Below are 25679 nucleotides of genomic sequence, written 5' to 3'. Positions count from 1 at the left end.
GCGAGTACCGCTAATCACGTAGCCGCATGAACTCCTCGGCAACTTCCCGAAGAAATGCCGTAGCCTCGGCGCCTCGGAGGGCGTACGCAAGGAACAGGTCGAACAGCTCCAGATGGTGAGAGATGTCCCGTGGATCACGCAACACGACCTCTCCGGAAAACAGTTCGACTGTCACCAATCGCTCGTCATAGACAACGAAAACGTTCATGGGACTACCAGGAACCCGCACACTTTGCGGAATGACCGCGATTTCCACGTTCGGCTTATGAGAGAGAGCGGCCATGTGTGCGCACTGGGCCGCCATGATGCCGCCGTCTGCCCTGCGCCATCTGACCGCCTGTTCCGTCAGCAGGAAGGCGAAGCTGCGGGATCGGTCGTCGAGAATGGCCTGCCGGTCCATACGGGCCTGCACCGATCTGGCGACATCCCTGGCCGGATCACGGCTCACCGTCTTCGAGAGCGTCTGCTCAGCATATTGCCGAACATGCAATAGGCCGGTAGGAACGGCAGGAAGGAAGTGCCGCATGACTCGCGATGTCGACTCCAGCGCCCTCAGCTCCGCCTGCTTCCGGTACAGACCGACGCGGGCATAGGTGCGCCATGAGGCGTAATCGACATTCGCCCTGCGCGCCAACCTCAGGAGCTCGCTCGATACTTCCTCGGGCACATCCAGGGCGGTCAGGATTCGTTGCACATCAATGACAGTGGGCAGGGTCCGACCGGTCTCTATCCGACTGATCTTCGCCTGGCTCATATTGCAACGTACGGCCAGGCGCTCACCACTCAGACCAGAAGCCTCGCGGAGGCCCCGTAGCGCCTCCGCGAGACCTCTTCGCTCCCTTGCCTGATTTTCAGGCTCGATAGCCACTGAAGGGAATCGAGTTACTCAGGGCGAGATCACGCCACGCGAGGTACTTTTCGATGTTCGGCGACTGGATCAACTCCCTGTTGATCTGAGTGCCGTCCGGACGGTAGTTGAGGTGGACCACCGTGGTTTCGTCGAACATCCAGAAGTCCTGTTCGGGCAGGCCCGGGTTGTCCTTGTCCGTCAGATCCACGATCCGGTAGTTCTCTCCGGCGTCAACGTTCCCCGGGAGGCACCACTCGAACAAGTACCGGCTGTAGTCCGTGAGTGGCCTGCGAACGACTTTCGCGCGCGTCATGGTCCTGCCCGCTGCCGCATGCCCCCGGATCGTCTGATGCCACGTCCCGTTGAACCCATCAGGTTTGGGCTCCCCGGCCAAGAAGCTACTGAACGTCTCAGCCTCCCCAGGCATGGTGTACACCTGATGCACTTCAAGCCGGAACGCGGATTGCTTGAAGTTGCGGAAGTACGCTTTCCAGTCGTCCCCGTCCAGGAACACGGGCTCAGAACCATCCACGGGCACGGGCAGCCTCCTTGAGGACGTCTTCCGGGATCATGACGACCGATTCGCCTTCAGGCGTCCGGTGGTCCACGTCGTAACCTTGCACCGCGAGCATGCCCGGCCGGTCCGTGGCAAACACGGTCGGGCAGTCGCCGTTCCCGCACTTGTCATCGCCGCTGCCGCACGGGCCTCCGGCGATCGTGGTCAGCTTCATGTGGTCCCCTCCCCTAGCTGTTGTCAGCACGCTACGGACAGTGATTCCCCCCAACAAGGCCGACCCGGCGTTCAGTCACGTACTCGCATAAACCCGCCGCAGCAACACAAGGCCCCCGCCCGGCCGAGAAGGCCGAGCAGGGGCCGGAAGCCCGCCGCTACCCGAAGACCGCCGTCACCGGCGCATGGTCCGACCAGCGCAGGTCGTGCGAAGCGGCCCGCTCCACCGTCGCCTTCAGGGCGCGCTCCGCCAGGCCCGGCGTCGCGACCAGGTAGTCGATGCGCCAGCCCGAGTCGTTGTCGAAGGCGCGGCCGCGGTAGGACCACCAGGAGTACGGGCCCTCGACGCCCGGGTGGAGGGCGCGGACCACGTCCACGTACTCCGTGAAGACCTTGGTGAGCCACTCCCGCTCCTCGGGGAGGAAGCCGGCGCTCTTGCGGTTGGCCTTCCAGTTCTTGAGGTCGGCCTCGGTGTGGGCGATGTTCCAGTCGCCGCAGACCAGGACCTCACGGCCCTCCGCCGCCGCCCGGGCGCGCAGCCCGGTCAGGTAGGGGAGGAACTCCGCCATGAAGCGTTCCTTCTCGTCCTGGCGCTCCGTGCCGACCTCGCCCGAGGGCAGGTAGAGGCTGGCGACCGTGACGCCCGGCAGGTCGATCTCCGCGTAGCGGCCGCTGCCGTCGAACTCCGCCGAGCCGAAGCCGATCCGCACCGCGTCCGGCTCACGCCGGGAGTACACCGAGACGCCCGCGCGGCCCTTCGCCGCGGCGGGGGCGTGCACGACATGCCAGCCCTCGGGGTCGCGGACCTCGTCGGGGAGCTGGTGGGCCTCGGCGCGGACTTCCTGGAGGCAGACGACGTCGGCCCCGGTCGCGGCCAGCCACTCGACGAAGCCCTTCTTGGCGGCGGCGCGCAGCCCGTTCACATTCACGGTGGTCACGGTGAGCATTCCGGCACGATACCGACTTCCACGACAGCCCTGCCGCACCCGCCCCACACGCCCGTACGATTTCCGGATGCGTATCGTGACCGCCGCCTACGACCACCCGGACGCCGTGAAGCTGACTGACCAGGTACAGCTGGAGTACGCGGAGCGCTACGGCGAGGGTGACCTCACCCCGATGGACCCGGCGCAGTTCGTGGCGCCGCGTGGCCTATATCTCATCGCGTACGACGACGACGGCGCCCCCGTCGCCACCGGCGGCTGGCGGTCGCAGGATGCGGGCGAGGAGGAGTACGCGGACGGCGACGCCGAGCTGAAGCGGATGTACGTGGTCCCCGGCGCGCGCGGCCGCGGGCTGGCCCGGAAGATCCTCGCCGCGCTGGAGGACAGCGCGCGCGGGGCGGGGCGGACGCGCATGGTGCTCGAGACCGGGACCATGCAGCCGGAGGCCATCGCGCTGTACTTGTCGAGCGGTTACGAGCCGGCCGAGCGGAAGTTCGGGCTGTACCGCTGCGCGGACGACAGCCGGTGCTTCACCAAGCCGCTGTCGCTGTGAACGGCCGGAGGGCCGGCCGTCACCGGCCCTCCTCGATCGCCGCCTCCACCGCCTTGCGGACGTCCTCCGCCGCGTACCGTTCCAGGCCCGTCCCGTAGGGCTCCAGCGCGTCGTCCACCAGGTCCGGCCGGTCCTCCGCCAGCTCCGCGATCAGGACCGTACTGCCCGGCGGCACCTCGGCCGCGAGCATCTCCACCGCCGCGTTCGCCGCCGTGGCCTCGCGCGCGTCGTGCGCGCCACCGATCAGTCCGCCCGCGCCGAAGCCGATCATGACGCCGAGCGGGCCGCCGAGAATGCCGAGGAGGCCGCCGACCAGGCCGCCCACGGCGAAGCCCCGCGCACTGGCGGTGTGGTCGACGGAGTCGGGGAAGTCGAGGGCGCCCTCCGCGTCCCGGGAGATCACCGTGGCCTCGTGGAGCCGGACGTCGCCGTCGGCGTGGGCCTGCCGGAGGGCGTCGAGGGCGCGCTGCCCGGCGTGGACGCCGTCGACGTTCATGAACAGGACGTGCTCGTCCATCGTTGCTCTCCCCATCGTGCGCGGGCGGGTGGCACCGGCGATCGCGGTGTTTCCACTGTTGCGCCTGCCCCGCCGGCGCGCATGTTCACCCCTCGTCGTCCGCCGGCCCGCGAACCGAGTCCGTCAGATCCAGCGTCGCCTCCGCGCCCCCGCCCTCCGGGTTCGCGAACGTCAGCCGCGCGCCCAGCACCCGCGCCTGCCCGGCGGCGATCGTCAGCCCCAGCCCGAGGCCGGCGCCCGAGCCCGTACGGAAGCGCTGCGGGCCGGAGACCAGCAGCGCCCGCGGGAAGCCGGGCCCGCCGTCGCGCACCCGCAGGAGGCCGTCGTCGACCTCGGCCAGGACCGGCGCGGCGCCGTGCCGGAAGGCGTTGGTGACGAGGTTGGCCACGATCCGCTCGACGCGGCGGCCGTCGGTCTCGACCAGGCAGTCGCGCACGATCCGCACCTCGACGTCCCCCGGAACGGCCGTCGCGCCGACCGCCCGCCGGGTCAGCTCGCCCAGGCGGCGTACGTCCGTCTCGGCGCGCTCGGCCGAGCCGTCCAGGCGGGCGACCTCCAGGACGTCCTCCATGAGGTCGCTCAGCCGCCGCGCCCGTTCCCGCACCATCTCGGCGGACCGGCCCTCCGGCAGCAGCGCGGCCGCGGCGACGAGCCCGGCGACGGGGGTGCGCAGTTCGTGCGCGATGTTGGAGGTGACCTCGCGTTCCGCTCGGAGGCGGGCGGCGAGCGCGTCGGCCATGGTGTTGACGGCGACGATCAGGCGGGCGATCTCGTCCTTGCCGCCGCGCGGCCGCAACCGGGCGGTGAGGTCGCCGCGGGCGATGCGCTCGGCGGTGCGGGCGGAGGCGTTCAGGCGGCGGCCCGCGACGGTCGCGAGGGCCACGCCGACCAGGCAGGCGAAGGCGGTGCCGAGGCCGCCGGCCCACCACAGGTCGTGGTCCAGGTCGCGCAGGTGCTCGGTCTGGCGGGTGTAGGGGTGCCTGACGACGATGGTGTCGCGGCCGAGCCGGCTGCCGGCCCAGAGGACGGGGTCGGATCCGTCGCGGTCCAGGTAGGTCGCGCGCTTGCCCTGGTCGATGGCGCGCCGCAACGGCCCGGGTATCCGCTCGGGGTTGACCAGCGTACGGGGCCGGTCGACGCCGGCGGCGTGGTCCTCGACGGCCGAGCCGAGCCGGGCCTCGATGGACTCGCGCGCGGTCTCCAGCTGGTTGACCGCGGTGCGCTGGTGGACGACGAGGCCCATGATGACGGCGACCAGGGCGGCGGTGGCGGTGATGGCCACGCCGATCTTCGTGCGCAGTCCCATGGTCTCAGGCTCCTCGGCGGCTAACGCTTGGGGACAGGGAGCCGCAGGTCGCGCAGCTCGCGCTGCGCCTCGGCCGGGAGGCCGTCGGCGTCTATCGTGGCGCGGCTGTAGTAGTAGGCGGAACGATCCTGTGCGGAGCGGTCGTGCGCGGAGCGGCCGCCGGAAGCGGAACGGCCGCCGGAAGCGGAACGGCCGCCGGAAGCCCAGCGGTCGCCCGAAGCGGAGCCATCACCCGAAGCGGAACGGCCGCCCGAAGCGGAGCGGCCCTCCCCGGCCGCCTGGTCCCGCCCGGGACGCTCCGGCCGTACGAGCCCGCTGAGTGTGACCCTCGCCCGGTACGGCCTGTCCCGGCAGTCCCGGCCGCACCAGGTGCCCCCGACCTCACCGGCGGCCTCGGCGGTGGCCCCGCCCCAGGACGTCCAGCGCAGACCGGTGAGCCGGACCGCGTCGGAGATCGCGAAGGCCGCCGGGCGGCGCAGCGCCGGCCTTCCGGCGCCCTCGGTGACGTAGACCTGGCCGGTAGGGGCCGAGGGACTCTGCGCGGGGCCGCTGACCTTCAGTCCCCCGGGGTCGGCGCACCCCCACAACAGCACGGCTCCCAGACCCATGGCGAGGACCGCGGCGACCGGTGTCGCGGCGAGGGATCGCGCGGAGCGCACGTGTCGCACGGGCTTCCTCGGGTGGGAGGGCTCAACGGGGCCGACGGGGCTGATGCCGGATCCGGCGGTGCTTAGCAGTTCCTGCCCATCCGATGGGGCCATTCGTGCCAAATGTAACCGGCGTGGCTGGATTGCCGCCCGCGCCCTTGCTTTATGGCGCTTATCAGCTCGTAGGATCACCGCGCTCCAGTGGTCCAGTCCGCTCGCCGCAGCGCCACGGTGGAGGTCGTTCATGCCCATCGCCCGTCGTACGCTCCTCGGTGCCCTCGCCGGGTCCGCCGCCCTGGGAGCGGTGGGCGTGCCCTCCGCGGGCGCCACGCCCCACCCGGAACCGGCCTCCGCCGCCGCCGCTGCCCTGGCCAGGCTGCTCCCCCGCCACCACCGCCAGGTCGCCTTCCGCACGGTGCCGCGCCGCGGCGACACCGACGCCTTCCGGGTGACGGGACAGCCGGGCGCGATCGTGGTGGAGGGCACCACGCCGGCGACCCAGCTGACGGGCTTCCACTGGTACCTCAGACACACGGCCCACGCCCACTTCTCCTGGAACGGTGCGCAGACCGCCCTCCCCGACCGGCTCCCCGGCGTCCGTACCCCGCTCGTCAAGGCCGCGAACGTCCACCACCGCTTCGTCCTCAACGACACCAACGACGGCTATACCGGGCCGTACAGAGGGTGGGACTACTGGGAACACGAAATCGATGTACTGGCGCTGCACGGCTTCAACGAAGTGCTGGTCTACGCGGGCGCCGACGCCGTCTACGCCCGTACGTTCGCGGAGTACGGCTACAGCGACACCGAGCTGCGCCGCTGGGTGCCCGGACCCGCCCACCAGCCGTGGTGGCTGCTGCAGAACATGGAGTCCTTCGGCGGGCCCGTCCCCGCCGCGCTCCTCGACCGCCGCGCGGCGCTGGGGCAGCGGATCGTACGGCGGCTGCGGGAGCTGGGCATGACGCCGGTGCTGCCCGGCTACTTCGGCACCGTGCCGCCCGGCTTCGCCCACCGCAACCCCGGCGCGCGCACCGTCCCCCAGGGCGACTGGGGCGGCTTCCGGCGGCCTGACTGGCTCGACCCGCGCACCGCGCACTTCGGCCGGGTCGCGCGGACCTTCTACCGGGTGCAGAAGGGGCTGTTCGGAGCCACGTCGATGTACAAGATGGACCTGCTGCACGAGGGCGGGAAGCCCGGCGACGTGCCGGTGGGCGATGCGGCGCGGGCCGTGGAGAAGGCGCTGCGCGCCGCGCACCCGGGCGCCGTGTGGGCCATCCTCGGCTGGCAGAAGAACCCGCGCCGGGAGATCGTCGACGCCGTCGACCGCTCCCGCATGCTCATCCTCGACGGCATCTCCGACCACTACCCCCAGGTCACCGACCGCGAGGCGGACTGGCGCGGCACGCCGTACGCCTTCGGCTCGATCTGGAACTTCGGCGGCCACACCGCGATGGGCGCCAACACCCCGGACTGGGCGGCCCTGTACCACGCCTGGCGCACCAAGTCCCGCAGCGCCCTGTGCGGCATCGCCCTGATGCCGGAGGCCGCCGACAACAACCCCGCCGCCCTCGCCCTCTTCAGCGACCTGCCGTGGACGGACGGCCCGGTGGAGCTGAAGGCGTGGTTCGAGCAGTGGCCGCTCTACCGTTACGGCGCCGCCGACGCCCACGCCGTACACGCCTGGGACGTGCTGCGCCGCACCGCCTACGGCACCAGCCGCTCCGACGGCTGGAGCGAACCCGCCGACGGCCTCTTCGGCGCCCGCCCGGACCTGGCCGTCAGCCACGCGGCGAGCTGGTCACCGCGCCACCTCCGCTACGACGCGAAGGAGTTCGACCGCGCCCTGACCGAACTCCTCGCCGTGGCCCCGGGCCTGCGGCGCGGCCCGGCCTACCGCTACGACCTCCTCGACGTCACCCGCCAGGCCGTCTCCAACCGGAGCCGCCTCCTGCTCCCGCGCGTCAAGGCCGCCTACGACGCCGGCGACCGCGACCGCTTCACCACGCTCACCCGCCAGTGGTTCGACTGGATGACCCTCCTGGAGCAGGCCGTCGCCACCGACGAGCACCACCTCCTGGGCCGCTGGATCGCCGACGCCCGCGCCTGGGGCACCACCCCCGCCGAACGCGACCGCCTCGCCCACGACGCCGTCTCCCTCCTCACCACCTGGGGCCCCCGCGCCTCCGCCGACACCGGCAAGCTCCGCGACTACGCCAACCGCGAATGGTCGGGCCTGATCGGCGGCCTCTACCGCCTGCGCTGGAAGACGTACTTCACGGAACTGACCACAGCCCTGACCACCCACCGCAAACCGAAGCCGATCGACTGGTACGCCCTGGAAGACCACTGGACCCGCACCCACCCGGCGTACGCGACCCGGCCGACGGGCGACATCGTGGCGATCGCGCGACGGGTGGCGTCGCGGCTGTAGTGGCGTGCGCCGTCGGCGGGTGGTGTCCCATGCCGCCGGCGCCCGGACGGGGACGGCCCCCTCCCTGGACAGGCCCTGATCCTCTCCACGCCCGTCGGGCAGCCGGTGCCCCGGCGTGCGGACGCCTGACTGTTCGTCACGGCCCTGTCTCTGATAGTTATTTCAACGGGGTACGGGCGCGGGCCCGTTGCGGCCGTCCGCGGGGCGCCGCGGGGAGGGATGCACATGAGCACCACCACACGCGACGAGGCCATCGCCGTCGAGCAGAAGGCGGTGGACCACGCGTACGACTGCTACACCGCGCGGCTGGCCGGGATGAGCGGGGCACCGGCCGCCACGGCGTCCGCCAGCGGCAAGGACGGCATCGCCAACCGGATCGACGCGGAGCATCGGGCGAGGGCCTACGGGGGGGCTCGGCGACGAGTCGCTGGTCATCTCCCGCGTCGACGCGCCCGAGGAACCGGGCGGCGAGCCCCGCTCCTGGTACATAGGCCGGCGCGGCGTGCGCGACGACGTCACGAACGAGCCGGTGGTCCTGCTGTGGACCAGCCCTCTGGCGAAGAAGTGGTCCGAGGCGCGGCCCGAGGCGCCGGGGGACGTCGTCCTGCGGCGGCAGTTACGCTGCGTCCAGCGCGTCGTCGAGGACTACTTCGACGAGATCGCCCCGGCGGTCGCCGAACCCCCCGTCCCTGAATCCACCGCCCCCGCACCTCTCATCCCCACGCCCCTCATCCCCGCGCCCAGGCCCGCCCCGGATGCCCAGCCGCGGCCGGGCACGGCGCGGAGGAAGGGCCCGCCCGGCGACCTCACCCGCCTCCGGCGGCGCAAGCCCCTCCAGCCGGACGACTTCCTGCTCCGCGAGCTGCAGCGCTCGCGCAGCGGCCGCATGCGGGACATCGTCGAGACCATCCGCCGCGACCAGATGGACCTGGTCACCGGCTCCCCTTCCGACATACTCGTCGTGCAGGGCGGCCCCGGCACCGGCAAGTCCGCGGTCGGTCTCCACCGCGTGACCTGGCTCGTCAACAACGAGCACTTCAAGGCCCAGGACATCCTCGTCATCGGCCCGCACCAGCGGTTCCTCGACTACGTCGGGCAGGTCCTGCCCACCCTCGGCACCCGGGACGTCAACTCCGTCCAGCTGACCCGCCTGTGGGACGGCGAGATCCTCGGCACCGACACCCCGCGGGCGCGGCGGGTGAAGTCCGACGAGCGCATGGCGGCCGTCCTGCGGCGCCGGGTCGAGAACGAGTGCCGGCCCGAGGCCCTCGACGACCTCACCACCGCACCCTCCTTCGAGGGCGACGAGCCCGCGGTCGTCGTCACCGCCGGCAGCACGACCCTGCGCGTCCCCCGGTCCGAGGTCATCGCCCTGCTCGACGAGGCCCGCGGCGGCGAGGGCGCCTACCGGGACCGCCGCGACCGCTTCCGCAGCCTGCTCGTCGACCGTCTCCTGCGGGAACTCGCCGCCGTCGCCCCGCGCCGCGGCCGGAGCGACACCATCCGCCGCGACCTGGAACGCAACCGCCGGGTCGAACGGCTCGTCGAACGCGTCTGGCCCTCGCCGGGCGCCAGGGAGGCCCTGCGCAGTCTCTACGACGCGCCCGACCTCCTCCGCGCCTGCGCCGACGGCATCCTCGACGACGACGAGCGCGCGGCCCTGCACCGCCCCCGGGCCGCCACCGCCGACGCCGACCCCTGGACCCTCGACGACCGGGTCTGCCTGGAGGAACTCCGTTTCCTCATCACCGGGGAGACCCCCAGACGCTACGGCCACATCGTCATCGACGAGGCCCAGGACCTCACCCCCATGCAGGCCCGCGCCCTGCGCCGGCGCTGCGCCGTCAACGGCTCCATGACGGTCCTCGGCGACCTCGCCCAGGCCACCGGACCCCAGACCCACACCGACTGGGACCGCCTCGGCACCCTGCTCTCCGACCACGGGGACTGGCGCGTCGCCGAGCTGAACACCAGCTACCGCGTCCCGGCGGAGATCATGGCGTTCGTCGCGCCCCTCGCCCGCGCGGTCGCCCCCGCGCTGCCCTATCCGCAGGCCGTGCGCGAGGCCGGCGAGGACGCCGTACGGGCGGTGGCGACCGAGCCGTGGAAGCTCCTCGACGACACCGTCGCCCAGGTGACCCGCCTGGTGGGCACCAACGACGGGCGCACCCTGCGCTCCGTGGCCGTCATCGTCCCCGACGACTCGGACTGGCTCGACGAGATCGGCCGCCACCTCGACCGGAGCGCCGACGTCACCGGCCCGGGCCGCGAGGCGGTGTCCGTCCTGGCCGCGGCCCAGGCCAAGGGCATGGAGTACGACCACGTCCTGGTCGTCGAGCCCGCCACCATCGCCGACCGCGGCCCGGCCGGCCTGCGACAGCTCTACATCGCCCTCACCCGCAGCACGCAGAGCCTGACCGTGCTGCACACGTCCCCGCTCCCGGAGATCCTCACGAACACCGACGACGACACCACCGAGCCGCCGCCCGCCGACCCGGAACCCACTACGGCACCGGACGACGCCCCCGAGATCGGTGCCGACATCCGCGTACGGGTCGTCGGCCCGGGGCCCGGCGGCCGCTACAAGGTGAAGGCCCTGTCCCCCGGCACCGACCGCCCCCTGGTCCTGACCGTCCGGCACGGCTCTGCTCCGCCGCGTCCGGGCGAGACGCTCGACTGCTGGGTCTTCGCCAACGAGACGAACCAGAGCGTCCTCACCGCCGACCAGCGCGGCCGCCGGCCCATCACGCCCAGGATGGCGGAGCGCTACGTGGCGGCACTCGGCGTTCTGGAGGAGCTGGCCGGCGCGGACGGAAGCGTTCCGGAGGACGCCCGCGGCCGGCTCTCCGAGCTCCAGGGCATGGCCAACCGCGTCCTGCGCCGCGACCAGGCGGACTGGGTGGACGTACGGCGGGTGCTCGGCTCCCCGGACCGGCACCGCCTGGGCGTGCTGCGCGACCTCGTGGCCGGTGCCCACCGCGCGCTCAAGGACCAGGCGCTGGACGTGAGCCTCCTCCGGGACGAACTCGCGGGCTCCGGCTGGGCCGAGGCCCTGGCCGAAGCCCGGGAAACGCTCCTGGGCCGCCTCGCCGCCGCGTCGGACGCCGAGACCGAACCGGAGCGCGAGAACGCGTCCGTCACCGCTGCGCACCAGCCCGAGCAGGAGGAACCCGAACCCGTGACCGCCCTCGAACAAGCCCCCGCCGCACCGGCCGTGACCACGAAGGAGGGTTTCCTGCGCGCGCTGGAGACCGCGGCGGCCGCCGACCGCACGTGCAGGAAGCACGAGGCGGTGCGCCACGCGCTGATGTCCGCCCTGCTGTGGGCCGACCTCCAGCCGGCCGACTCCCCGGTCGTCGACGTCAGCTGCGTCACGGACGGCGGCCTGTTCGTCTACGAGGTCCTGGGCGCCGGCCGCTCCACGTACGAGGACCTCCGCTCGGGGGCGACCCGCCTCCTGGAGATCAACCACACGCTGCCCACCCCGGCCGACGGCCTCTACCTGGTACTCTCCGCACCCCCGGCGGAGGACTGGTCGGCCGACACGATCCGCGACGTCTTCGACGTCCACGTCCTGTGGCGCACCCCGGACAACTGGGGCGGCCGCGACACGGAGCCCGCGCTGGGCCGCGGCGGGAAGTGACGGGCGCGCACAGGCCGCCGAACCACCTCGGAAACCCGGATCCCGCCCGATCGCAAGGGTCTGAACGATCGGACGGGATGTCACGGGGCAGCCCATGACCTACCGCTGGCGGCTGTACTTCCTGACCAGCACCCCGTTGTCGAAGGCGCGGACCGAGTCGAGCGTGAAGTCGGTGACCGCGAAGTCCGAGCCGAACATCGGCATGCCCGATCCGTACACCTGCGGATAGGTCTTGATCACCAGCTCGTCGACCTCCTCCAGCAGTTCGCCGGCGAGCCGTGAGCCGCCGCAGAGCCAGATGCCCAGCTCGCTGTCCTCCGCCTTCAGCTCCCGGACCGCGCCGACCACGTCCTCGGCGATGATCCGGACATGGGCGTCGGGCGACTCCTTCAGGGTCCGCGACGCGACGTACTCGCGGAGATGCCCGTAGGGGCTGGTGATGTTGGCGTCCAGGGCGATCTGATAGCTGGCCCGCCCCTGGATCACCGTGTCGAAGCGGCGGCTCTCCAGGTCCTTGAATCCGAGGACCGCGCGGCCCTCGGCGGAGATGGTCTCCGGGTACTCCGTCTTGAGGAAGTCGAGGAACTCCTCGTTCACGAACCGGTACATGGACGACGCGTCACCACTGGGGTCGCCGATGAAGCCGTCGATGGAGCAGGCGACGAAGTAGGTGAGCTTGCGCAAGGTGGCCCTCGGTTTCTGTAGGAGATACGGCCCTGTGGGCGATACGGGGACGGTGCCGTGAGGCGGTGACGCCCCTATCAACCACTTCGCATATAGTGCTCCAGGCGTAGTGGTTGCGCAAGATCTTCCCGCAGAAAAGTTCGGAAGGAAACACGGATGGCCAGGAACCCGGAACGCAGAACTGCCCTTGTCGACGCCGCCATCGAGGTGCTGGCGCGCGAGGGGGCGCGCGGCCTCACATTCCGCGCGGTCGACGCCCAGGCGGGCGTCCCGGCCGGCACGGCGAGCAACTACTTCGCCAGCAGGGACGACCTGTTCACCCAGGCGGGCAGCCGTATCCACGTCCGCATGACCCCCGACCCCGCCCAGGTCGACCGGGCCATGCGCCACGCACCCGACCGCGAGCTGGTCACCGAGCTGATGCGCTGGCTGATGCGCCGCATGACCGCCGAACGCACCGGCTACCTGGCGCTGTTGGAGCTCCGTCTGGAGGCCACCCGCCGACCGGCCCTCCAGGCCGAGCTCAACCGCGCCATCCGCACCGCGCTCGACGCGAACGTCCGCTTCCACCTGGACGCGGGGCTGCCCGGCGACGCGGACACCGTGCTGGTCCTCTACCTCGCCATGACCGGCCTGCTGCTGGAGCACTTCACCCTGCCGCAGGTGCTCTCCGGCACCGAACTCGACAAGCTCGTGGAGACGGTCGTCACGCGCGTCGTCCCGACGCGATGACCGGGCCGCGCCGGCACGCGCCCGGCCGGCGCCGTCCGCTCGGGCTCAGCACTTTCAGGCTCAGTACGTTCAGACTCAGTACGGGTGCCGGTTCGGCTTGCTCGTCCACGCGTCGTAGGCGTGGGCACCGATTTCGGGGTGGAGTTGCTCGATCTTGATCCGCCGCTCGTCGAGCGGCCTTCCGAAGTCCTCGTACTGGAACGAGTCGTCGAAACCGATGCGCCGGGTGTCCTCCAGGGCGCAGCTGAAGTACACGGCATCGATCCGGGACCAGTAGATGGCGCTCATGCACATCGGGCACGGGGCGCCGCTGATGTAGATGGAACAGCCCTGGAGCATCCGGGCCCGCTCGGGCACGGGGTCCGGTGATCCCTCGGGGCGGGGAATCAGTTGCAGGGTGCTCTCGTTCTGGCGCTCTTCGGAGATCGACGGCGCCTCGGGGTTGAGGTACTGCACGGCCTTGCGGATGGTCTCGACCTCGGCGTGGGCCGTGGGGTCCCCGGTCAGGAGAACGCGGTTCTGCCCACGCGCGACGATCTCCCCGTCACGGGTGATGACCGCGCCGAAGGGGCCGCCCCAGCCGTTCTCCACGGACTCGGTGGCAAGGCGCACCGCCTCGGTGATGAGCTCTTTGTGTTCCATCACGGGGTCTCCGATCGATGCCGGTCCCCCCATGCGGAAGGGCCTCGCACAGCGTCCACTTGCGGTATTCATTGGCGGTGGAATACCCGATTTGCCGGAGAAATGCCATATGTACTACGCTACTCAGGGTGAGTCCCCGTGCAAGCCGTGACTCCAGGGCCGAGAACGCCACCGTCGGTCCTCACAGCGCAGGAAAAGTCACCCGGATTCATGGGGACCGAGTTGTTCAGACCCGTCGAGGGGGTTCAGGAGCACTGGGTCGTCGTCTTCCGGTTCGACTCCCGCGAACACCTGGAGGGCTGGCTCGCATCCGGTGCCCGCGGCAGGCTGCTGGAAGAGGGCCGCGCCTACTTCGCCTCGTACGACGTGCGCCAGGTCGGCTCCGCGTTCAGCGGCTGGTTCCGCTTCGACAAGGGCGCGCGGGAGGCCGCCCCGCCCATCGAGGGGGTCATGATGCCCGGACGTTCACGGGCCGCGCGCTTCGAAGGATCCCTGCTCCGGCGGGGCGACGACGCGTACGAGTGTGCCAGGACCGCCGCGGTGTGGAACGGGCTCACGCCGGAGCGCTTCCCCGACGTCATCGTGCGGGCCGGCTCCGAGCGGGACGTTGCCGAGGCCCTCGCGTACGCACGCTCCGAGGGGCTCCGCGTCTCGACACGTTCCGGTGGACACAACTGGTCCGGCTCCCAGCTCCGTGACGGGAGCCTGCTGATCGATCTCGCCGGACTCCGGCGGTGTGACGTCGACCCCGCCTCGGCGACGGCCACCGTGGGGCCCGCCGCCACCGGACAGGACCTGGTGGCGGCACTGGCCCCGTACGAACTCGCCTTTCCCGTGGGCCACTGCCCTTCCGTCGCGGTGGGCGGATTCCTGCTCAGTGGCGGACTCGGCTGGAACTCCCGCGCGTGGGGCCCGTCCTGCGCCGATGTCCTGGAGATCCAGGTGGTCACCGCCGACGGCCGGACGCTCACGTGCGGCGAGAGGGAGCATCCCGACCTCTTCTGGGCCGCCCGCGGCGCGGGGCCCGGCTTCTTCGCCGTCGTCACCCGCTTCCGGCTCCGCCTGCACCCCCGGCCAGGATCCGTCCTGACCACCGGCCTCACCTTCCCGGCGGCCGCGACCGGTGCCGTGGCGGCCTGGGCGGAGGACGTCGCACGCGAACTCCCGGTGAACGTCGAGACGGCCCTTGTCCTCACCGCCTCCGGTGAACCGACGGCCACCGTCCCGCCGGGCCCGCGGCTCGTGCTCCGCTGCACCGTGTTCGCCACGACGCACGAGGAAGCACGCGCCGCTCTCTCGCCGGTCGAGGCATGCCCCTTCGCCGACAGCGCCGTCTCCCGGCAGCCGGCCGCGCCGACCTCGATCGCCCGCCTGAACGAAGGCGCCGGCGCGGTGTGGCCCTCGGCGCACCGCTACGCGGCGGACACCCTGTGGTCGGCACAGACCTACGAGACGCAGCTGACCCGTCTGGCCGGCGCGGTGGCGCGCGCCCCCTCCGCCAAGTCCCTCGTCCTCGCACCGGTGCTCCCCGTCTCCGAAGACCCCGCCCTGCTGAGGAACATGGCCTTCGCACCGCTCGGCGAGTCCTACCTCGTCTGCTACGCGGTGTGGGACGACCCCGCGGCGGACGGCGCCAACGCGCAGTGGCTCCGGGAGGCCATGGCCTCCGCCGATCCATCGGGGCACGGCGGCCACTACGTCGCCGAGGCGGACCTGGAAGCCGGCGCCGACCGGGCGCGACGCTCGTACGCGCCCGCCGCCTGGGACCGCCTGCAGGAGCTGAAGGCCGCCTGGGACCCGGACAACGTCTTCCACTCCTACCTCGCACCGTGAGCGAACAGACCCTGGAACGCCGAAATCCCGCCCGATCGTGATGACCGGACGGGATTCCGTTCAACTCTTCCCGAGCGAACTCAAGAACAGTCATTGCGGTGGGGTGTTCACGAGTGCGGCTGACCTGTGGCTAGTGCGGCATTGGAAGATTGGTTCCCAGCGCCCTGGAGATCGATTCCCAGATCCAGCAGGCGACCGACCTGCTGAGCTCCGCCATCCAGCCTGCGAGGGCTGAGGCAGGAAAATCGGTCAGCAGGTCAGGCGGCCTTCCTCTGGCGGTATTCCATCGCCTTGGCGGCATCGCGCCGCTTAGGTAACGTCACCTCGACAGGGGAACCAGCACCCCGGCCTGGCACGTCTTTCCAGTCGCGGATCCTGTCCACCACTTTCGCCAGTCGGCCGTCGCCGGGCTTCACGTCTATGTAGAACAGGGCTTCGTCCACCTTGCGGTCGTCGCCGCCCCAGCGGGCAACTCCGTCGAGTTCTGCCAGGATGTCCCGGATCACCACCTGCTGATGGGCGGAGAAACCGCCGCGCGTACCGGCCGGGTAGTGGCCGGGCCGGACCTGCACAGCTGTCCCGGACGCCTGGTTGGACTCAGGCAACCCGTTCCGCGTGCTTCCCGGGGAGCGCCAGCCGACGGCGTCCCCCTTACGAAGTTCGTCGATCTCGTAATGGAAACGCCGGATTAGATGGACAAGGATGGCTTCGACGGCACCCATGCGCACCGCGATACCAGCAAGGGGTGTTCCCGGGACAGGGCGGGTGAAAATGGAGCCGCCGTCGTCCGCGACCCGCTCCATCTCTCACCCGTTGTGAGAGGGCTTGCCCGTCAGGACACGTCTCTGCCGCGCCTGCGCCCGGCGTACAGCCTTCTTCACATCTGCCGGGATCGGATCGTTCCCGGCTGCATATGCCTGGGAGGACAGAAGATGAGAGGCGGGAAGGGTAGCAGCGATGGCGGCGCCAGTAATGACGGCAGCGCGGGCGAGAAGGGTGCGTCGCGATACATACAGGGTGCTCATCAGCTATCTGCCTCTTTCCTGATGACATGACTGATACGGCGCTCCGACTCGAACGCCGCGAAAATGGCGAGTACGAGCGCGATGAATGCCAGCACCAGCACCGTCGGAATGATGTACTCGGGGACACCGGCCGCATATGTGCCGTCTCCTGTGACGTGGCATCCCAGGCGTAGGGGAATGTAGGTGGGGCGGTAACCATCTATGTGCATCGCATGGGCGGTACCCACTGCCTCCTTGCACGCCTGGTCTCGCCCCGTCTCGTCCAGCAGCATGAGATGGACTGCGCCCCAGGTGTACACGGCGACCGCAGCGGCGCCGGCCAAGGAGGCGAGGTAGCGCAGAGTGACTGGCATGCCCGATCGCCTCATGCCGTGCCGCGCCATGGTGGCGAACCCGTACACGGCGAGAGTGGCGGCGATCACCAAGCCGAACAAGATGATCGCCAACAGTGCGTAGGGGTTGTGCCCCTCAAAGGGATCAGCTGCCCTCACCATGGCTTACATGCTCCGAACGATGCCGTTGTACTTTTCAAAGATCTGATAGAGGGCCATGCGCTTCGTCGCGTGCCCCTCCGCCTCTGTCCCCCAACCCTGGTAGCGACGCAGCACCTCGAAGATCTCACCTTCTGTGTAGTCCAGGCGAATGGGGCGGAGGGTGGACTCGCCGCCGGGCGGATTGTTACCGCCGGGCTTACCTTCCGCGTCCCACAGATGGATCAGCGAAACGGTCTGCACGCTGAACGCGTGATTCTTGTTCACTTTCTGCCACATCGCCCAGATGTCCGAGTCCTTGGCAGGGTCGAGGATTGCACCGGACACGTAGCCTTTGTTGATGCAGTGGTTCCAGGCACGGATACCGACATCCCCACTGATCTGGGCGATACCCGTGGACGAATCCCGTTTCGGTATGACTCCTCCGCCGACACCAGTGTGGTAGTAGACGACGGCAGCATCCACAGCTTGGTCAATGATGTCGTAGTGGCGCATCTCCCAGTACGTGGACGTCTGGATCAGCGCCTTGCGCATGTTGAACCTGTTTGACAACGAGGTGACGGGGGAGTCCTCGGCGAGGATCGTCTCAAAGCACTGAGTGTGAGTGAAGATCCTGTTGCCTCCGTCGTTTGGGAAGCCGATCGACTGCATGTACTTGCCGATGTCGTCATGCAGGGCGTTCAGGAAGCGACCGTCAAATCTGACGTCGGGAAGGGTGCCACGCGGCTTGTTGAACGAGTTCTCCCCGATGTCACGGCCGGAGGCGATGTTGTTATCGATCTCAATCCGCCCGTCGCCGGATCCGATGGTGCGCGTATCGAATTGGTCGTAGGCCCAGTCAGAGGGCAGCGGGTAGCGGGTAGCGGGTAGCGGGTAGCGGGTAGCCGAAGTTATGGGTGGGGCGGGTGCGAGTCGCGCCGCGCGACTCGCACTACCAACGAGGGTGGAAGTCGCAGCGCCACCTCCGCTTGACAGCAGTCGGGCGCTCCTCGCAGGAGTGAGTTTCGTGCAGCCGCCGACTTTTTACAGCCCGGCGCGCCTGAGCAGTATCCAGGCACCGGGGTGCGGGGGCAGTTGTCAGCGATCAGCACTCATCGGCCTGAGGGAATACATGCCTCCCTTGCTTGCGGTCTCACCTACTGGAGACGCCTCATCAATCGCAAGCCATGGCCGTACTAGACAAAAGGCATGAGGAGCCATGCTTGGATCAAGACTTTCCACCGCGGTTAGCCTTTAGCTAGGCTACGCGCCTCAGAGAGGCTGCGAGCGACGTCCCGCCGTGCGGTTTCCAACTCGCCCGAGTTCTTGCCGATAAGGCGCTTCTGGTACTCATTTTCGGTTTGGTACCAGATCTTATTCACTTCGTTCTGCAAGCGGCAGTCAACGTCTGTGACAGCGACTTGAATTTCCTGCTCCGTCGGACTACGGGTCGCAAATTTCGAGTCGTCATTGGCTTGCATGGGCTCGCCATACGAGTAGCCTTGGTGACGCATGCAGGCTTCCCAGCCAGAAAAGGCGTGCTTGACTCGCCTGTCAGCCTTGGCCTGATCGTACGCCTGATTCGCAATTTTCATGGCAGGGCTGTTCTGCGCCGAGGCGCCTGCGAACCTCTGCTTGACCTCTTGAATACACCCATCATTCTTCGCAGGGGCAGAACCCATGAGGGCTCGCCGCTCCCGCTCCGACGATCCCGTGAGCGACTTCGAGCTGGCATCCATCACCTTAGCCCTCTGCTCCTGAAGTTTCGGGTCGGGATGATAGCCAAACTTGGCTGCCTTCGCGCGGTCATGAATACCGTAGCGGCCGTCCGTTAGGTTGCCGGTGCTATCGTCAGGCAGGCTAGTGGCCGATGGAGCGCGGCAAGAAAAGCCCTTATCCTTCATGCACTGCTCGACTGCCTTCTGACGGGCACGCCTGAGCAGTTCTCGCTGCGCCTTGTCAGGAAGGTATGCCTCGACAGGAAGCCTCAAGTGGCCATCTTCGGCGGCGCGAGAGATATCCACCACCGACTCTGTTCGCTCGATCTCCTCTTTCTCTTTTCCTCCCGAGGTCAGGTACCCAGCGGTACCCAATACGACGGCGGCACCTAATGCGGTGAGTGCCATGGTGCGATTCGCCTTCACGCTTACTCCTAGTCCAGCCTTCTCGACTCAACCGCCGTAGAGTTCTGAGAGCTTAACCGGTGAATCGGAATGAGGCATTGTTGTTGAATATGTTTAGGAGGTTCATATTCACTTCGACCGAATCCGACTTCCCTCGGAACCAGCTGTTGTAGTACACGGTCGCGTAGTATTGTGTTCGATTCCGCGCTGATGCGGCAGCGTTCTTTACTTCAGCACCTCCCCCATTACCGTTGTTGCAGAATCTATAGGACCCGATATTGGCGTCTGGCACTCCAAAATTTTCGTCGTCGTACCCAAATGCAATATGCGCACCATTGTTGTCTCGGTTATAGAACAACTCAAAATTCCAGCCCCAGCCGTCGCACTGGCGAGGATCCAAGTTCCGGTAGTTTGCAGACGCGGGCTGCGCAACGGAGAGCGCGAGCGCGGCGGCAGCTGACGCGGCTGCCATACTTCTCAAATATGTCTTCATAATTCCCCCCACCATGAGGGCACGCGGGCAGAGCCGGGGTTGTTGAAGTGCCATGCCGTCATGCACTGCGTTGCTGCCAGACTGGCTCAGACCGATCAGCGTACGACTCAGCGGACTTGCGCAGGGACCTCAACCGGCCATCCGCCGACGCTTTCAAGACGTCAATGGTGCGGCAGCACTCAGGCATTGCTCATGTGTAATGGCAGGCAGGTGTGCCAGCGAAGGCCTCGCAGCGAGTCTCTTCATCGCAATCCTTCACTTAACCTCGATCTTTCGTGAAGGCCCATCGGATCTTCCGGCAGTCCGTTTCGGCTGTTCGGGCTGGTGGCGGGTATGCCGGTGGCCCGGCTTTCGCGTCGAGTGGGCGCCGGGTTCCCCGATTCTGGTGGGATGGTTCATGTTCGTCGGAACGGATGACTGTTGCTGGTCAGCCGCGGTTCGGAGTGCATCGAGCCGCTGAGTTGCGCCTGTGATCACGTCGGTCCAGGACCACTGGCGGGTGAACTTCAAGTGCCGGCGGCGGACGGTGGTGACGAGTTGGGCGGCGGCGGAGAACAGTCGTAGCCGCAGGCAGCGGGGTTTTGCCGCTCAGGGCGAGCATGGCAGCCAGGCGGCACCGTCCGCGGCCGCACACCGGGCGGCCCCAGACGGCCACGCCGCGCTGCAGAAATCCCGCCCGATCGAAACGATCAGACGGGATTTCATCAACCGATCCTGAGCGAACTCAAGAACGCCGCTCCGGTCGGGTGTTCACGAGTGCGCTCCACCTGCGACGAAGCAGGCTCTTGGAGATCGTTTCCTGATTGCAGAGTGATCTTTTCCCGCGTGGCCATCCCTCTATGCTCGGGGTCGTGCTTTGAGGACAGAGCTGAGAGGGGGCTCGTGTGTCGCGTTCGGTGTGGTCACGCTCGGTTGCCTGGATGCTGGTGACGGGGTTGGGTCTGGCCGTGGCCGGATGCGGTGGCAGTGCGGCGGTTCCCCGTGAGGGGACCAGTCCTGTGAGCGGCGGGCAGCGGGGCGGAAGCTCCGACCCAGGCACAGTGCTCGATACAGGAGGTCTCAGGAAGGCTCTACCGGATCTGCAGAGCATGCCGGTGGGCTGGAAGGCGGGCGTGACGCCGCTGAATGCCAGGGATGTTCCCTGGGCAAAGCGGTGACGGAAGGACAGCGACTCCCGGGACTGCTCGCTGCATTGGAGCCATGGCTCCGTGCAGTACAAGGCACCCGGTGACTCCGGCAGCGTGCACTCGTACCTGACAGCGTATCCAGACAGGGAAGCGGCTGCCACGGCATTCAGCAACCTGAAGAGTGCCGAGTTGAGCGGGGGCGGGGCCACTGAGTTTTCCATGCCGCGAGTTGGCAACGAGAGCATGGCCTACACCGAGCCCAGAGCCGCCTATGCCGAGCCAAGCATCTCGATGACGGTGCGTGTGGGCACCGTCATCACCCTCATGACCTATCAGGACTCGAAGAAGAACCAGGACAGTGCACTGATCCTGCTGTCCCTGGCGAAAATGCAGACGAAGCGTCGGCTGCAGACTGAGCAGGGCCAGGCGCCGACAGCCACCGCTGGCTGAGCGTCCGCGGGGGTGGCCGCTGCGAACACTCGGCGGCTCGTAGAGCGTTTCCCGTCGCCGTGGTGATCGTTTCAACTTCCCCGAGGCCAAGAGCCGCAGCTCCCGCGCCAGCGGTGCCACACCGCTGGACAACGGCGGGATCCCCCACCGCTTTGATCGCCACACCACGCGACCGCTGAAGAGCCACCCGGAAGGACACCGCCGGCTTTTCGCCCAGCGGCAACCCCAGCATGCCTCCCGCACCCGGAATCACCCCCGAACCCGCCTCACAGCCATCCGAGCACTCACCCGCGGAGCCGCCGAGTTCGGAAACCCCTCGAACAGACCCGGAAACGCCGAAATCCCGCCCGATCGTGATGATCGGACGGGATTTCGTCAACTCTTCCCGAGCGAACTCAAGAACAGTCATTGCGGTGGACCTGTGGGGATTTGAACCCCAGACCCCCTCGATGCGAACGAGGTGCGCTACCAGACTGCGCCACAGGCCCTTGCAACGAGTGAAACTCTAGCACCTCCATCCGGGTGCTCGGAAATCCGCTCCCCGCTGGTCAGCGGCGGGGCGTCACTCGTTGGCCGCGCGGGGGCGGTCGTCGTCGGCGTACTGGTCGAAGAGCGGGGTGCGGCCGCGCTCGCGCGGGCGGCGGCGGGGGCGGCCCGAGCGGCGGTCCTCCGCGGGCTGCTTGCGGCGGCCGGCCGGTTCCGCGGTGCTGGAGCGGGCGGAGCTCCAGGTGTCCGGGGCGCCGAGGTCGACGCTGTCGCCGGCGCGCGGGGCGACCGGCGCGGTGACGTACGTCGGCAGCGGTACGGGCACGGGCTCCCAGCCGCCGCCGGCCCCGCGGTCGCGCTGCTGGTCGACCCACTCGGCGTGGTCGGTCTGCTCGACGAGCGCGCGGCGGTCGGCGGTGGCCGACGGCTCGGGGGCCGGGGCCGGGGTGGGCGCCGGGTGGGCGACCGTGTCAACGGGAGCGGCGGCGGTCACGGGGTCCGGCGCCGCGGCGTGTGGGGGGCGGGTGCGCCCCTCCCTGAGCCGTTGCGCGGCCAGTTCGGCGCGGTGCTGGTCCATGGTGAAGGCGAACCGGCGTCGCTCCTGGAGGCGCAGGTAGACGATGTAGGCGCTGAGCAGCATCGCGGGCACCGCGGGGACCCACAGGAAGCCCAGCCCGCCGACGCCGGCGACGATCGCGCCGACCGTGAAGGCGAAGAAGAGGATCACCGTCGTGCGCCGGCGGCGCGCCAGCACCTTCGAGCGCCGGGCCCGCTCGGCGGCCGCCGAGGCCGAGGCCGACGCGGAGGCCGACGCGGAGGCCGACGAAGGAGCCGGCGAGGGAGCCGGTGGAGGGGCCTGGGAAGAGGACACCGGCGCCACCCCGGAAGAACCGGGAGAACCGGGCGACCCGGCAGAACCCGAAGATCCGGAAGAAGGCGCGCCGAAGGGCCGGACGTCGACCATGGCGGTCGGCGCGTCCGGCTCGGGCCCGCGGGCGTCCGGCTCCGCGGGGTCGGCTGGGACCGGCGCGTCGTCGGCGCGCCGGACTTCGAGGTCCTTGGCGTAACGGCGCTCCATTCCCGCCCGTCCGGACAACAGCCGGATGGCGGTGCTGAAGCGTTCCGTCGGACGGGCCTCATTCAGCTCGTCCTGCCTACGGAGCCACATCGGCACCAAGTAGGCGGCCCAGGCCCCGACGATGACTGCGTAGATGAGGCCGCTGCTGCTCACAGTTCACACCGTAGAGGGGCGCACGCGAGGGATTCCGCCAATTGGCCCGGTGTGTCGCACGATCCGGCTGATATCTCGAACTTTTTTTGTGATTGTTGGGACCGAGATCACTCGAATACCGTCAATTGACAGTCAATTTCGAACGTTTATTTTATTTCTGCGCCGTACCGGGCCGCGACCGGCGCCAGTGGTCCAGGAGCCCCTCGGCGACCTCCTCGGCGGTGAGCGCGTAGACGAGGTGATCGCGCCAGGCACCGTCGATGTGCAGATAGCGGGGGCGCAGCCCCTCCTCCCGGAAGCCGAGCTTCTCCACCACGCGGCGGCTGGGCAGGTTCTCCGGGCGGATGCAGACCTCCACGCGGTGCAGGCCGAGCGTGCGGAAGCAGTGGTCGACGGCGAGCGCGACGGCCGTGGGCATGACACCCCGGCCGGCGACGGCCGCGTCCACCCAGTAGCCGACGTGGGCCGAACACATCGAGCCCCAGGTGATCCCTGCCACGGTCAGCTGGCCGGCCAGCCGGCCCTGGTACTCGATGACGAAGGGCAGCATGCGGCCCGCGTGCGCCTCGGCGCGCAGGTGGCGGACCATCTGCCGGTAGGTGGGACGCCGGGTGAGGGGCCCGCCGGGCGGCGGCGGGGGGATGGTGGCCTCCCAGGGGCGCAGCCAGTCGCGGTTGCGCCGGTTGACCTCCCGCCAGGCGTGCTGGTCGCGCAGTTTGATGGGACGCAGCAGTACGTCGCCGTCCGCCAGCTCTACGGGCCAGGTGGCGCTCAGCTCGGGCTCCCGGGTCCGGGGTGGTCACCGCCGTGGAGCTGGTCCACGGCGTGGACCAGCAGCCGCCCCAGTACGGCCAGGCCGTCGCGGACCCCGCCGGAGGAGCCGGGGAGGTTCACGATCAGCGTCCGGCCGGCCACGCCGGCCAGGCCGCGGGAGAGCGCGGCCGTGGGGACCTTGGCCAGCCCTTCGGCCCGGATGGCCTCGGGGATGCCGGGGATCTCGTAGTCGAGGACGCGGCGGGTGGCGTCGGGGGTGCGGTCGGTGGGCGAGATGCCGGTGCCGCCGGTGGTGACGACCACGTCGTACTCCTCCGCCACCGCCTCCCGCAGGGCGGCCTCCACAGGGTCGCCGTCGGGGACGACCCGGGGCCCGTCGACGGCCAGGCCCAGCCGGGAGAGCCCCTCGGCGAGGAGGGGGCCGCCCCTGTCCGCATAGACACCGGCGGAGGCCCGGTTCGAGGCGGTGACCACCAACGCACGATACGGAGCCGCTGCCGGACCCGTGCGCTGCGGCCGGTGCGTGGGAGAGGCGGCGTCGCCCCCGGGGCCCGGCATCACGCGTCGCCCGCTTCCCGCGCGGCGCGCGTGTACGTGCCGGACTTGCCGCCGGTCTTCTCCTCGACCCGTACGTCCGTGATCACCGCGTCCTTGTCGACCGCCTTGACCATGTCGACGACCGTGAGGGCGGCGACGGTGACGGCGGTGAGCGCCTCCATCTCGACGCCCGTGCGGTCGGTGGTCCTCACGGCGGCGGTGATCTCGACGGCGTCGTCGGTGACGGTCAGATCGACCTTCACGCCGGAGACGGCGAGGGGGTGGCAGAGCGGGATGAGGTCGGGGGTGCGCTTGGCGCCCATGATTCCGGCGATACGGGCCGTGGCGAGCGCGTCGCCCTTGGGGACACCCTCGCCGCGCAGCAGCGCCACGACGGCCGGGGAGACGAGGACCCGGCCGCTCGCGCGGGCGGTGCGGGCGGTGACGTCCTTGTCCGAGACGTCGACCATGCGGGCCGCCCCCGCACTGTCCAGGTGAGTGAGTCGGGGGTCGTGTGCGCTGCTCATCGTTCTCCTGGGCCGGTCCGTTTGGGCAGACACCGTACCGGCAGCCTGCCGGGGCGAAGCGGTGCGGGCGGGCGGGGAGGGCTCGGCCGGGGAGGACTCAGTCGAGAAGGACCACGTCGACTTCGGTGCCGGCCTCGACGGCGGTGGTCTCCTCGGGAACGACTATGAGGGCGTTGGCGTCGGCGAGGGCCTTGACGAGGTGGGATCCGGCGCCGCCGACGACGGTGACCGTGCCGTCCTCGTAACGGCCGCGCAAGTACTGGCGGCGGCCCTGGGGGGAGGAGGCGACGGCGTCGGCGCAGACCGCGCGGACGGTGACGCGGTCGATGGGGTCGAGGCCCATCAGCGCCCGGATGGCGGGGCGCACGAACAGCTCGAAGGAGACGTACGAGCTGACGGGGTTGCCCGGCAGGGCGAGCAGCGGCACCCGGTCGGGGCCGACCAGGCCGAAGCCCTGGGGCTTGCCCGGCTGCATGGCGAGCCTGCGGAAGGAGACGCTGCCCTCCTCGCCCGCGAGGCCGGAGAGGGTCTCCTTGACCACGTCGTAGGCGCCGACGCTGACACCGCCGCTGGTGACGACGGCGTCGGCCCGTACGAGCTGGTCCTCCAGGGTGGAGCGGAGGGTGTCCGCGTCGTCCTCGACGGCGGCCACGCGGTAGGCGATGGCGCCGGCGTCGCGGGCGCAGGCGGTGAGGGCGAAGCTGTTGGAGTCGTGGATCTCGCCGGGGCCCAGGGCCACGCCGGGCTGGACCAGCTCGCTGCCGGTGGACATGACCACGACGCGGGGGCGGGGGCGGACCGTGACGGTGGCGCGGCCGATCGCCGCGAGCAGGCCGATCTGGGGCGGGCCGAGGATCGTGCCGGCGGCCAGGGCGAGCTCGCCGGCGGCGACGTCGCTGCCGCGGGCGCGGACGTGGCCGCGGG

General features: G+C 69.7%; 23 protein-coding genes, 1 tRNA gene and 1 pseudogene. 6 read left to right on the top strand and 19 right to left on the bottom strand.

The window, feature by feature from the left end:
- Nucleotides 1–10: 10 nt before the first annotated feature.
- From J7E86_RS05950 to J7E86_RS05935, 4 genes are all read right to left on the bottom strand, one after another.
- Nucleotides 11–868, bottom strand: coding sequence for a helix-turn-helix transcriptional regulator (locus tag J7E86_RS05950; protein ID WP_308312486.1), 858 nt, complete (start codon nt 866–868; stop codon nt 11–13).
- On the bottom strand, nt 852–1388 hold the full coding sequence (locus J7E86_RS05945) for a DUF6879 family protein (protein ID WP_308312485.1): 537 nt from the start codon (nt 1386–1388) through the stop codon (nt 852–854). The genes J7E86_RS05950 and J7E86_RS05945 overlap by 17 nt, the downstream gene beginning before the upstream one ends.
- Nucleotides 1369–1581 carry a hypothetical protein gene (locus J7E86_RS05940; RefSeq protein ID WP_215080429.1) on the bottom strand — a complete coding sequence of 71 codons (213 nt, stop codon included), beginning with the start codon at nt 1579–1581 and terminating at the stop codon, nt 1369–1371. Before J7E86_RS05940 ends, J7E86_RS05945 begins: the two co-directional genes overlap by 20 nt.
- Before the next feature lie 157 nt (nt 1582–1738).
- Complete coding sequence (locus J7E86_RS05935; protein WP_215080427.1) at nt 1739–2527, bottom strand: exodeoxyribonuclease III; 789 nt, start codon at nt 2525–2527, stop codon at nt 1739–1741.
- 67 nt (nt 2528–2594) lie between these two features.
- On the opposite strand from J7E86_RS05935, the gene J7E86_RS05930 reads away from it, so the two are divergent.
- Nucleotides 2595–3077 (top strand): GNAT family N-acetyltransferase, encoded by a 483-nt coding sequence (locus J7E86_RS05930; RefSeq protein ID WP_215080425.1) that lies wholly within the window; start codon nt 2595–2597, stop codon nt 3075–3077.
- A 19-nt stretch (nt 3078–3096) separates the two neighbouring features.
- On the opposite strand, the gene J7E86_RS05925 is transcribed toward J7E86_RS05930, so the two are convergent.
- From J7E86_RS05925 to J7E86_RS05915, 3 genes are all read right to left on the bottom strand, one after another.
- On the bottom strand, nt 3097–3594 hold the full coding sequence (locus J7E86_RS05925) for a DUF1269 domain-containing protein (RefSeq protein WP_215080424.1): 498 nt from the start codon (nt 3592–3594) through the stop codon (nt 3097–3099).
- Nucleotides 3595–3679: 85 nt separating this feature from the next.
- The gene (locus tag J7E86_RS05920; RefSeq protein ID WP_215080423.1) at nt 3680–4900 is read right to left on the bottom strand and encodes a HAMP domain-containing sensor histidine kinase; all 1221 of its coding nucleotides are present in this window, start codon (nt 4898–4900) and stop codon (nt 3680–3682) included.
- A 20-nt stretch (nt 4901–4920) separates the two neighbouring features.
- Nucleotides 4921–5559 (bottom strand): hypothetical protein, encoded by a 639-nt coding sequence (locus J7E86_RS05915; protein WP_215080422.1) that lies wholly within the window; start codon nt 5557–5559, stop codon nt 4921–4923.
- A 232-nt stretch (nt 5560–5791) separates the two neighbouring features.
- On the opposite strand from J7E86_RS05915, the gene J7E86_RS05910 reads away from it, so the two are divergent.
- Nucleotides 5792–7978, top strand: a complete 2187-nt coding sequence (locus J7E86_RS05910) for an alpha-N-acetylglucosaminidase (protein WP_215080421.1) — start codon at nt 5792–5794, stop codon at nt 7976–7978.
- A 225-nt stretch (nt 7979–8203) separates the two neighbouring features.
- Nucleotides 8204–11621: pseudogene (locus J7E86_RS31535) on the top strand (ATP-dependent DNA helicase).
- Between the two features lie 99 nt (nt 11622–11720).
- Here the strand turns inward: J7E86_RS31535 and J7E86_RS05900 are convergent.
- Nucleotides 11721–12305 (bottom strand): dihydrofolate reductase family protein, encoded by a 585-nt coding sequence (locus J7E86_RS05900; protein WP_215080420.1) that lies wholly within the window; start codon nt 12303–12305, stop codon nt 11721–11723.
- A 156-nt stretch (nt 12306–12461) separates the two neighbouring features.
- Here J7E86_RS05900 and J7E86_RS05895 point away from each other — a divergent pair, with 156 nt between their 5' ends.
- Entirely contained in the window at nt 12462–13037 is a 576-nt protein-coding gene (locus J7E86_RS05895) for a TetR/AcrR family transcriptional regulator (RefSeq protein WP_215080418.1), read from the top strand.
- 75 nt (nt 13038–13112) lie between these two features.
- Here J7E86_RS05895 and J7E86_RS05890 read toward each other — a convergent pair whose 3' ends face one another.
- Nucleotides 13113–13679 carry a nucleoside deaminase gene (locus J7E86_RS05890; RefSeq protein ID WP_215080473.1) on the bottom strand — a complete coding sequence of 189 codons (567 nt, stop codon included), beginning with the start codon at nt 13677–13679 and terminating at the stop codon, nt 13113–13115.
- A 222-nt stretch (nt 13680–13901) separates the two neighbouring features.
- On the opposite strand from J7E86_RS05890, the gene J7E86_RS05885 reads away from it, so the two are divergent.
- The gene (locus tag J7E86_RS05885; RefSeq protein WP_251018722.1) at nt 13902–15512 is read left to right on the top strand and encodes an FAD-binding protein; all 1611 of its coding nucleotides are present in this window, start codon (nt 13902–13904) and stop codon (nt 15510–15512) included.
- Nucleotides 15513–15769: 257 nt separating this feature from the next.
- Here J7E86_RS05885 and J7E86_RS31990 read toward each other — a convergent pair whose 3' ends face one another.
- The 4 genes from J7E86_RS31990 to J7E86_RS05865 all read right to left on the bottom strand — a co-directional run bounded on the left by J7E86_RS31990 (nt 15770) and on the right by J7E86_RS05865 (nt 19151).
- Complete coding sequence (locus J7E86_RS31990; protein WP_374223769.1) at nt 15770–16234, bottom strand: hypothetical protein; 465 nt, start codon at nt 16232–16234, stop codon at nt 15770–15772.
- Nucleotides 16235–16536: 302 nt separating this feature from the next.
- Nucleotides 16537–17031, bottom strand: a complete 495-nt coding sequence (locus J7E86_RS05875) for a hypothetical protein (RefSeq protein WP_215080416.1) — start codon at nt 17029–17031, stop codon at nt 16537–16539.
- 3 nt (nt 17032–17034) lie between these two features.
- Nucleotides 17035–17679 carry a hypothetical protein gene (locus tag J7E86_RS05870; protein WP_308312483.1) on the bottom strand — a complete coding sequence of 215 codons (645 nt, stop codon included), beginning with the start codon at nt 17677–17679 and terminating at the stop codon, nt 17035–17037.
- 575 nt (nt 17680–18254) lie between these two features.
- The gene (locus J7E86_RS05865) at nt 18255–19151 is read right to left on the bottom strand and encodes a hypothetical protein (RefSeq protein WP_215080415.1); all 897 of its coding nucleotides are present in this window, start codon (nt 19149–19151) and stop codon (nt 18255–18257) included.
- A gap of 1680 nt (nt 19152–20831) precedes the next feature.
- Between J7E86_RS05865 and J7E86_RS05860 the strand changes: the two genes are divergently transcribed.
- Entirely contained in the window at nt 20832–21200 is a 369-nt protein-coding gene (locus tag J7E86_RS05860; RefSeq protein ID WP_215080414.1) for a hypothetical protein, read from the top strand.
- 414 nt (nt 21201–21614) lie between these two features.
- Here J7E86_RS05860 and J7E86_RS05855 read toward each other — a convergent pair.
- From J7E86_RS05855 to glp, 6 genes are all read right to left on the bottom strand, one after another.
- Nucleotides 21615–21688: transfer RNA gene (locus J7E86_RS05855), tRNA-Ala, on the bottom strand.
- 74 nt (nt 21689–21762) lie between these two features.
- Nucleotides 21763–22917: a gephyrin-like molybdotransferase receptor GlpR gene (gene glpR, locus J7E86_RS05850; protein ID WP_215080413.1), complete on the bottom strand. Its 1155-nt coding sequence runs from the start codon at nt 22915–22917 to the stop codon at nt 21763–21765.
- Between the two features lie 151 nt (nt 22918–23068).
- A complete protein-coding gene (locus J7E86_RS05845) occupies nt 23069–23692 on the bottom strand; it encodes a GNAT family N-acetyltransferase (RefSeq protein WP_215080471.1) in 624 nt (207 codons plus the stop codon).
- The gene (locus tag J7E86_RS05840; RefSeq protein ID WP_215080411.1) at nt 23689–24249 is read right to left on the bottom strand and encodes a MogA/MoaB family molybdenum cofactor biosynthesis protein; all 561 of its coding nucleotides are present in this window, start codon (nt 24247–24249) and stop codon (nt 23689–23691) included. Before J7E86_RS05840 ends, J7E86_RS05845 begins: the two co-directional genes overlap by 4 nt.
- Complete coding sequence (moaC, locus tag J7E86_RS05835) at nt 24249–24755, bottom strand: cyclic pyranopterin monophosphate synthase MoaC (protein WP_215080409.1); 507 nt, start codon at nt 24753–24755, stop codon at nt 24249–24251. Before moaC ends, J7E86_RS05840 begins: the two co-directional genes overlap by 1 nt.
- A 97-nt stretch (nt 24756–24852) precedes the next feature.
- Nucleotides 24853–25679 (bottom strand): gephyrin-like molybdotransferase Glp (gene glp, locus J7E86_RS05830; protein WP_215080408.1); only part of this gene is annotated, 827 nt, incomplete at its 5' end.

The sequence above is a fragment of the Streptomyces sp. ISL-11 genome, from assembly GCF_018614525.1.
Lineage (GTDB): Bacteria > Actinomycetota > Actinomycetes > Streptomycetales > Streptomycetaceae > Streptomyces.
The sequence above is the reverse complement of the archived record's forward strand: the minus strand, read 5'-3'. Positions and strand labels throughout refer to the sequence as shown.

Coding starts and splice junctions, on each gene's coding strand:
- J7E86_RS05940 (WP_215080429.1), bottom strand. CDS start 1,581: ATGAAGCTGACCACGATCGCCGGAGGCCCGTGCGGCAGCGGCGATGAC.
- J7E86_RS05935 (WP_215080427.1), bottom strand. CDS start 2,527: ATGCTCACCGTGACCACCGTGAATGTGAACGGGCTGCGCGCCGCCGCC.
- J7E86_RS05930 (WP_215080425.1), top strand. CDS start 2,595: ATGCGTATCGTGACCGCCGCCTACGACCACCCGGACGCCGTGAAGCTG.
- J7E86_RS05925 (WP_215080424.1), bottom strand. CDS start 3,594: ATGGACGAGCACGTCCTGTTCATGAACGTCGACGGCGTCCACGCCGGG.
- J7E86_RS05920 (WP_215080423.1), bottom strand. CDS start 4,900: ATGGGACTGCGCACGAAGATCGGCGTGGCCATCACCGCCACCGCCGCC.
- J7E86_RS05910 (WP_215080421.1), top strand. CDS start 5,792: ATGCCCATCGCCCGTCGTACGCTCCTCGGTGCCCTCGCCGGGTCCGCC.
- J7E86_RS05895 (WP_215080418.1), top strand. CDS start 12,462: ATGGCCAGGAACCCGGAACGCAGAACTGCCCTTGTCGACGCCGCCATC.
- J7E86_RS05890 (WP_215080473.1), bottom strand. CDS start 13,679: ATGGAACACAAAGAGCTCATCACCGAGGCGGTGCGCCTTGCCACCGAG.
- J7E86_RS31990 (WP_374223769.1), bottom strand. CDS start 16,234: ATGGGTGCCGTCGAAGCCATCCTTGTCCATCTAATCCGGCGTTTCCAT.
- J7E86_RS05875 (WP_215080416.1), bottom strand. CDS start 17,031: ATGGTGAGGGCAGCTGATCCCTTTGAGGGGCACAACCCCTACGCACTG.
- J7E86_RS05870 (WP_308312483.1), bottom strand. CDS start 17,679: ATGCAGTCGATCGGCTTCCCAAACGACGGAGGCAACAGGATCTTCACT.
- J7E86_RS05840 (WP_215080411.1), bottom strand. CDS start 24,249: ATGCCGGGCCCCGGGGGCGACGCCGCCTCTCCCACGCACCGGCCGCAG.
- moaC (WP_215080409.1), bottom strand. CDS start 24,755: ATGAGCAGCGCACACGACCCCCGACTCACTCACCTGGACAGTGCGGGG.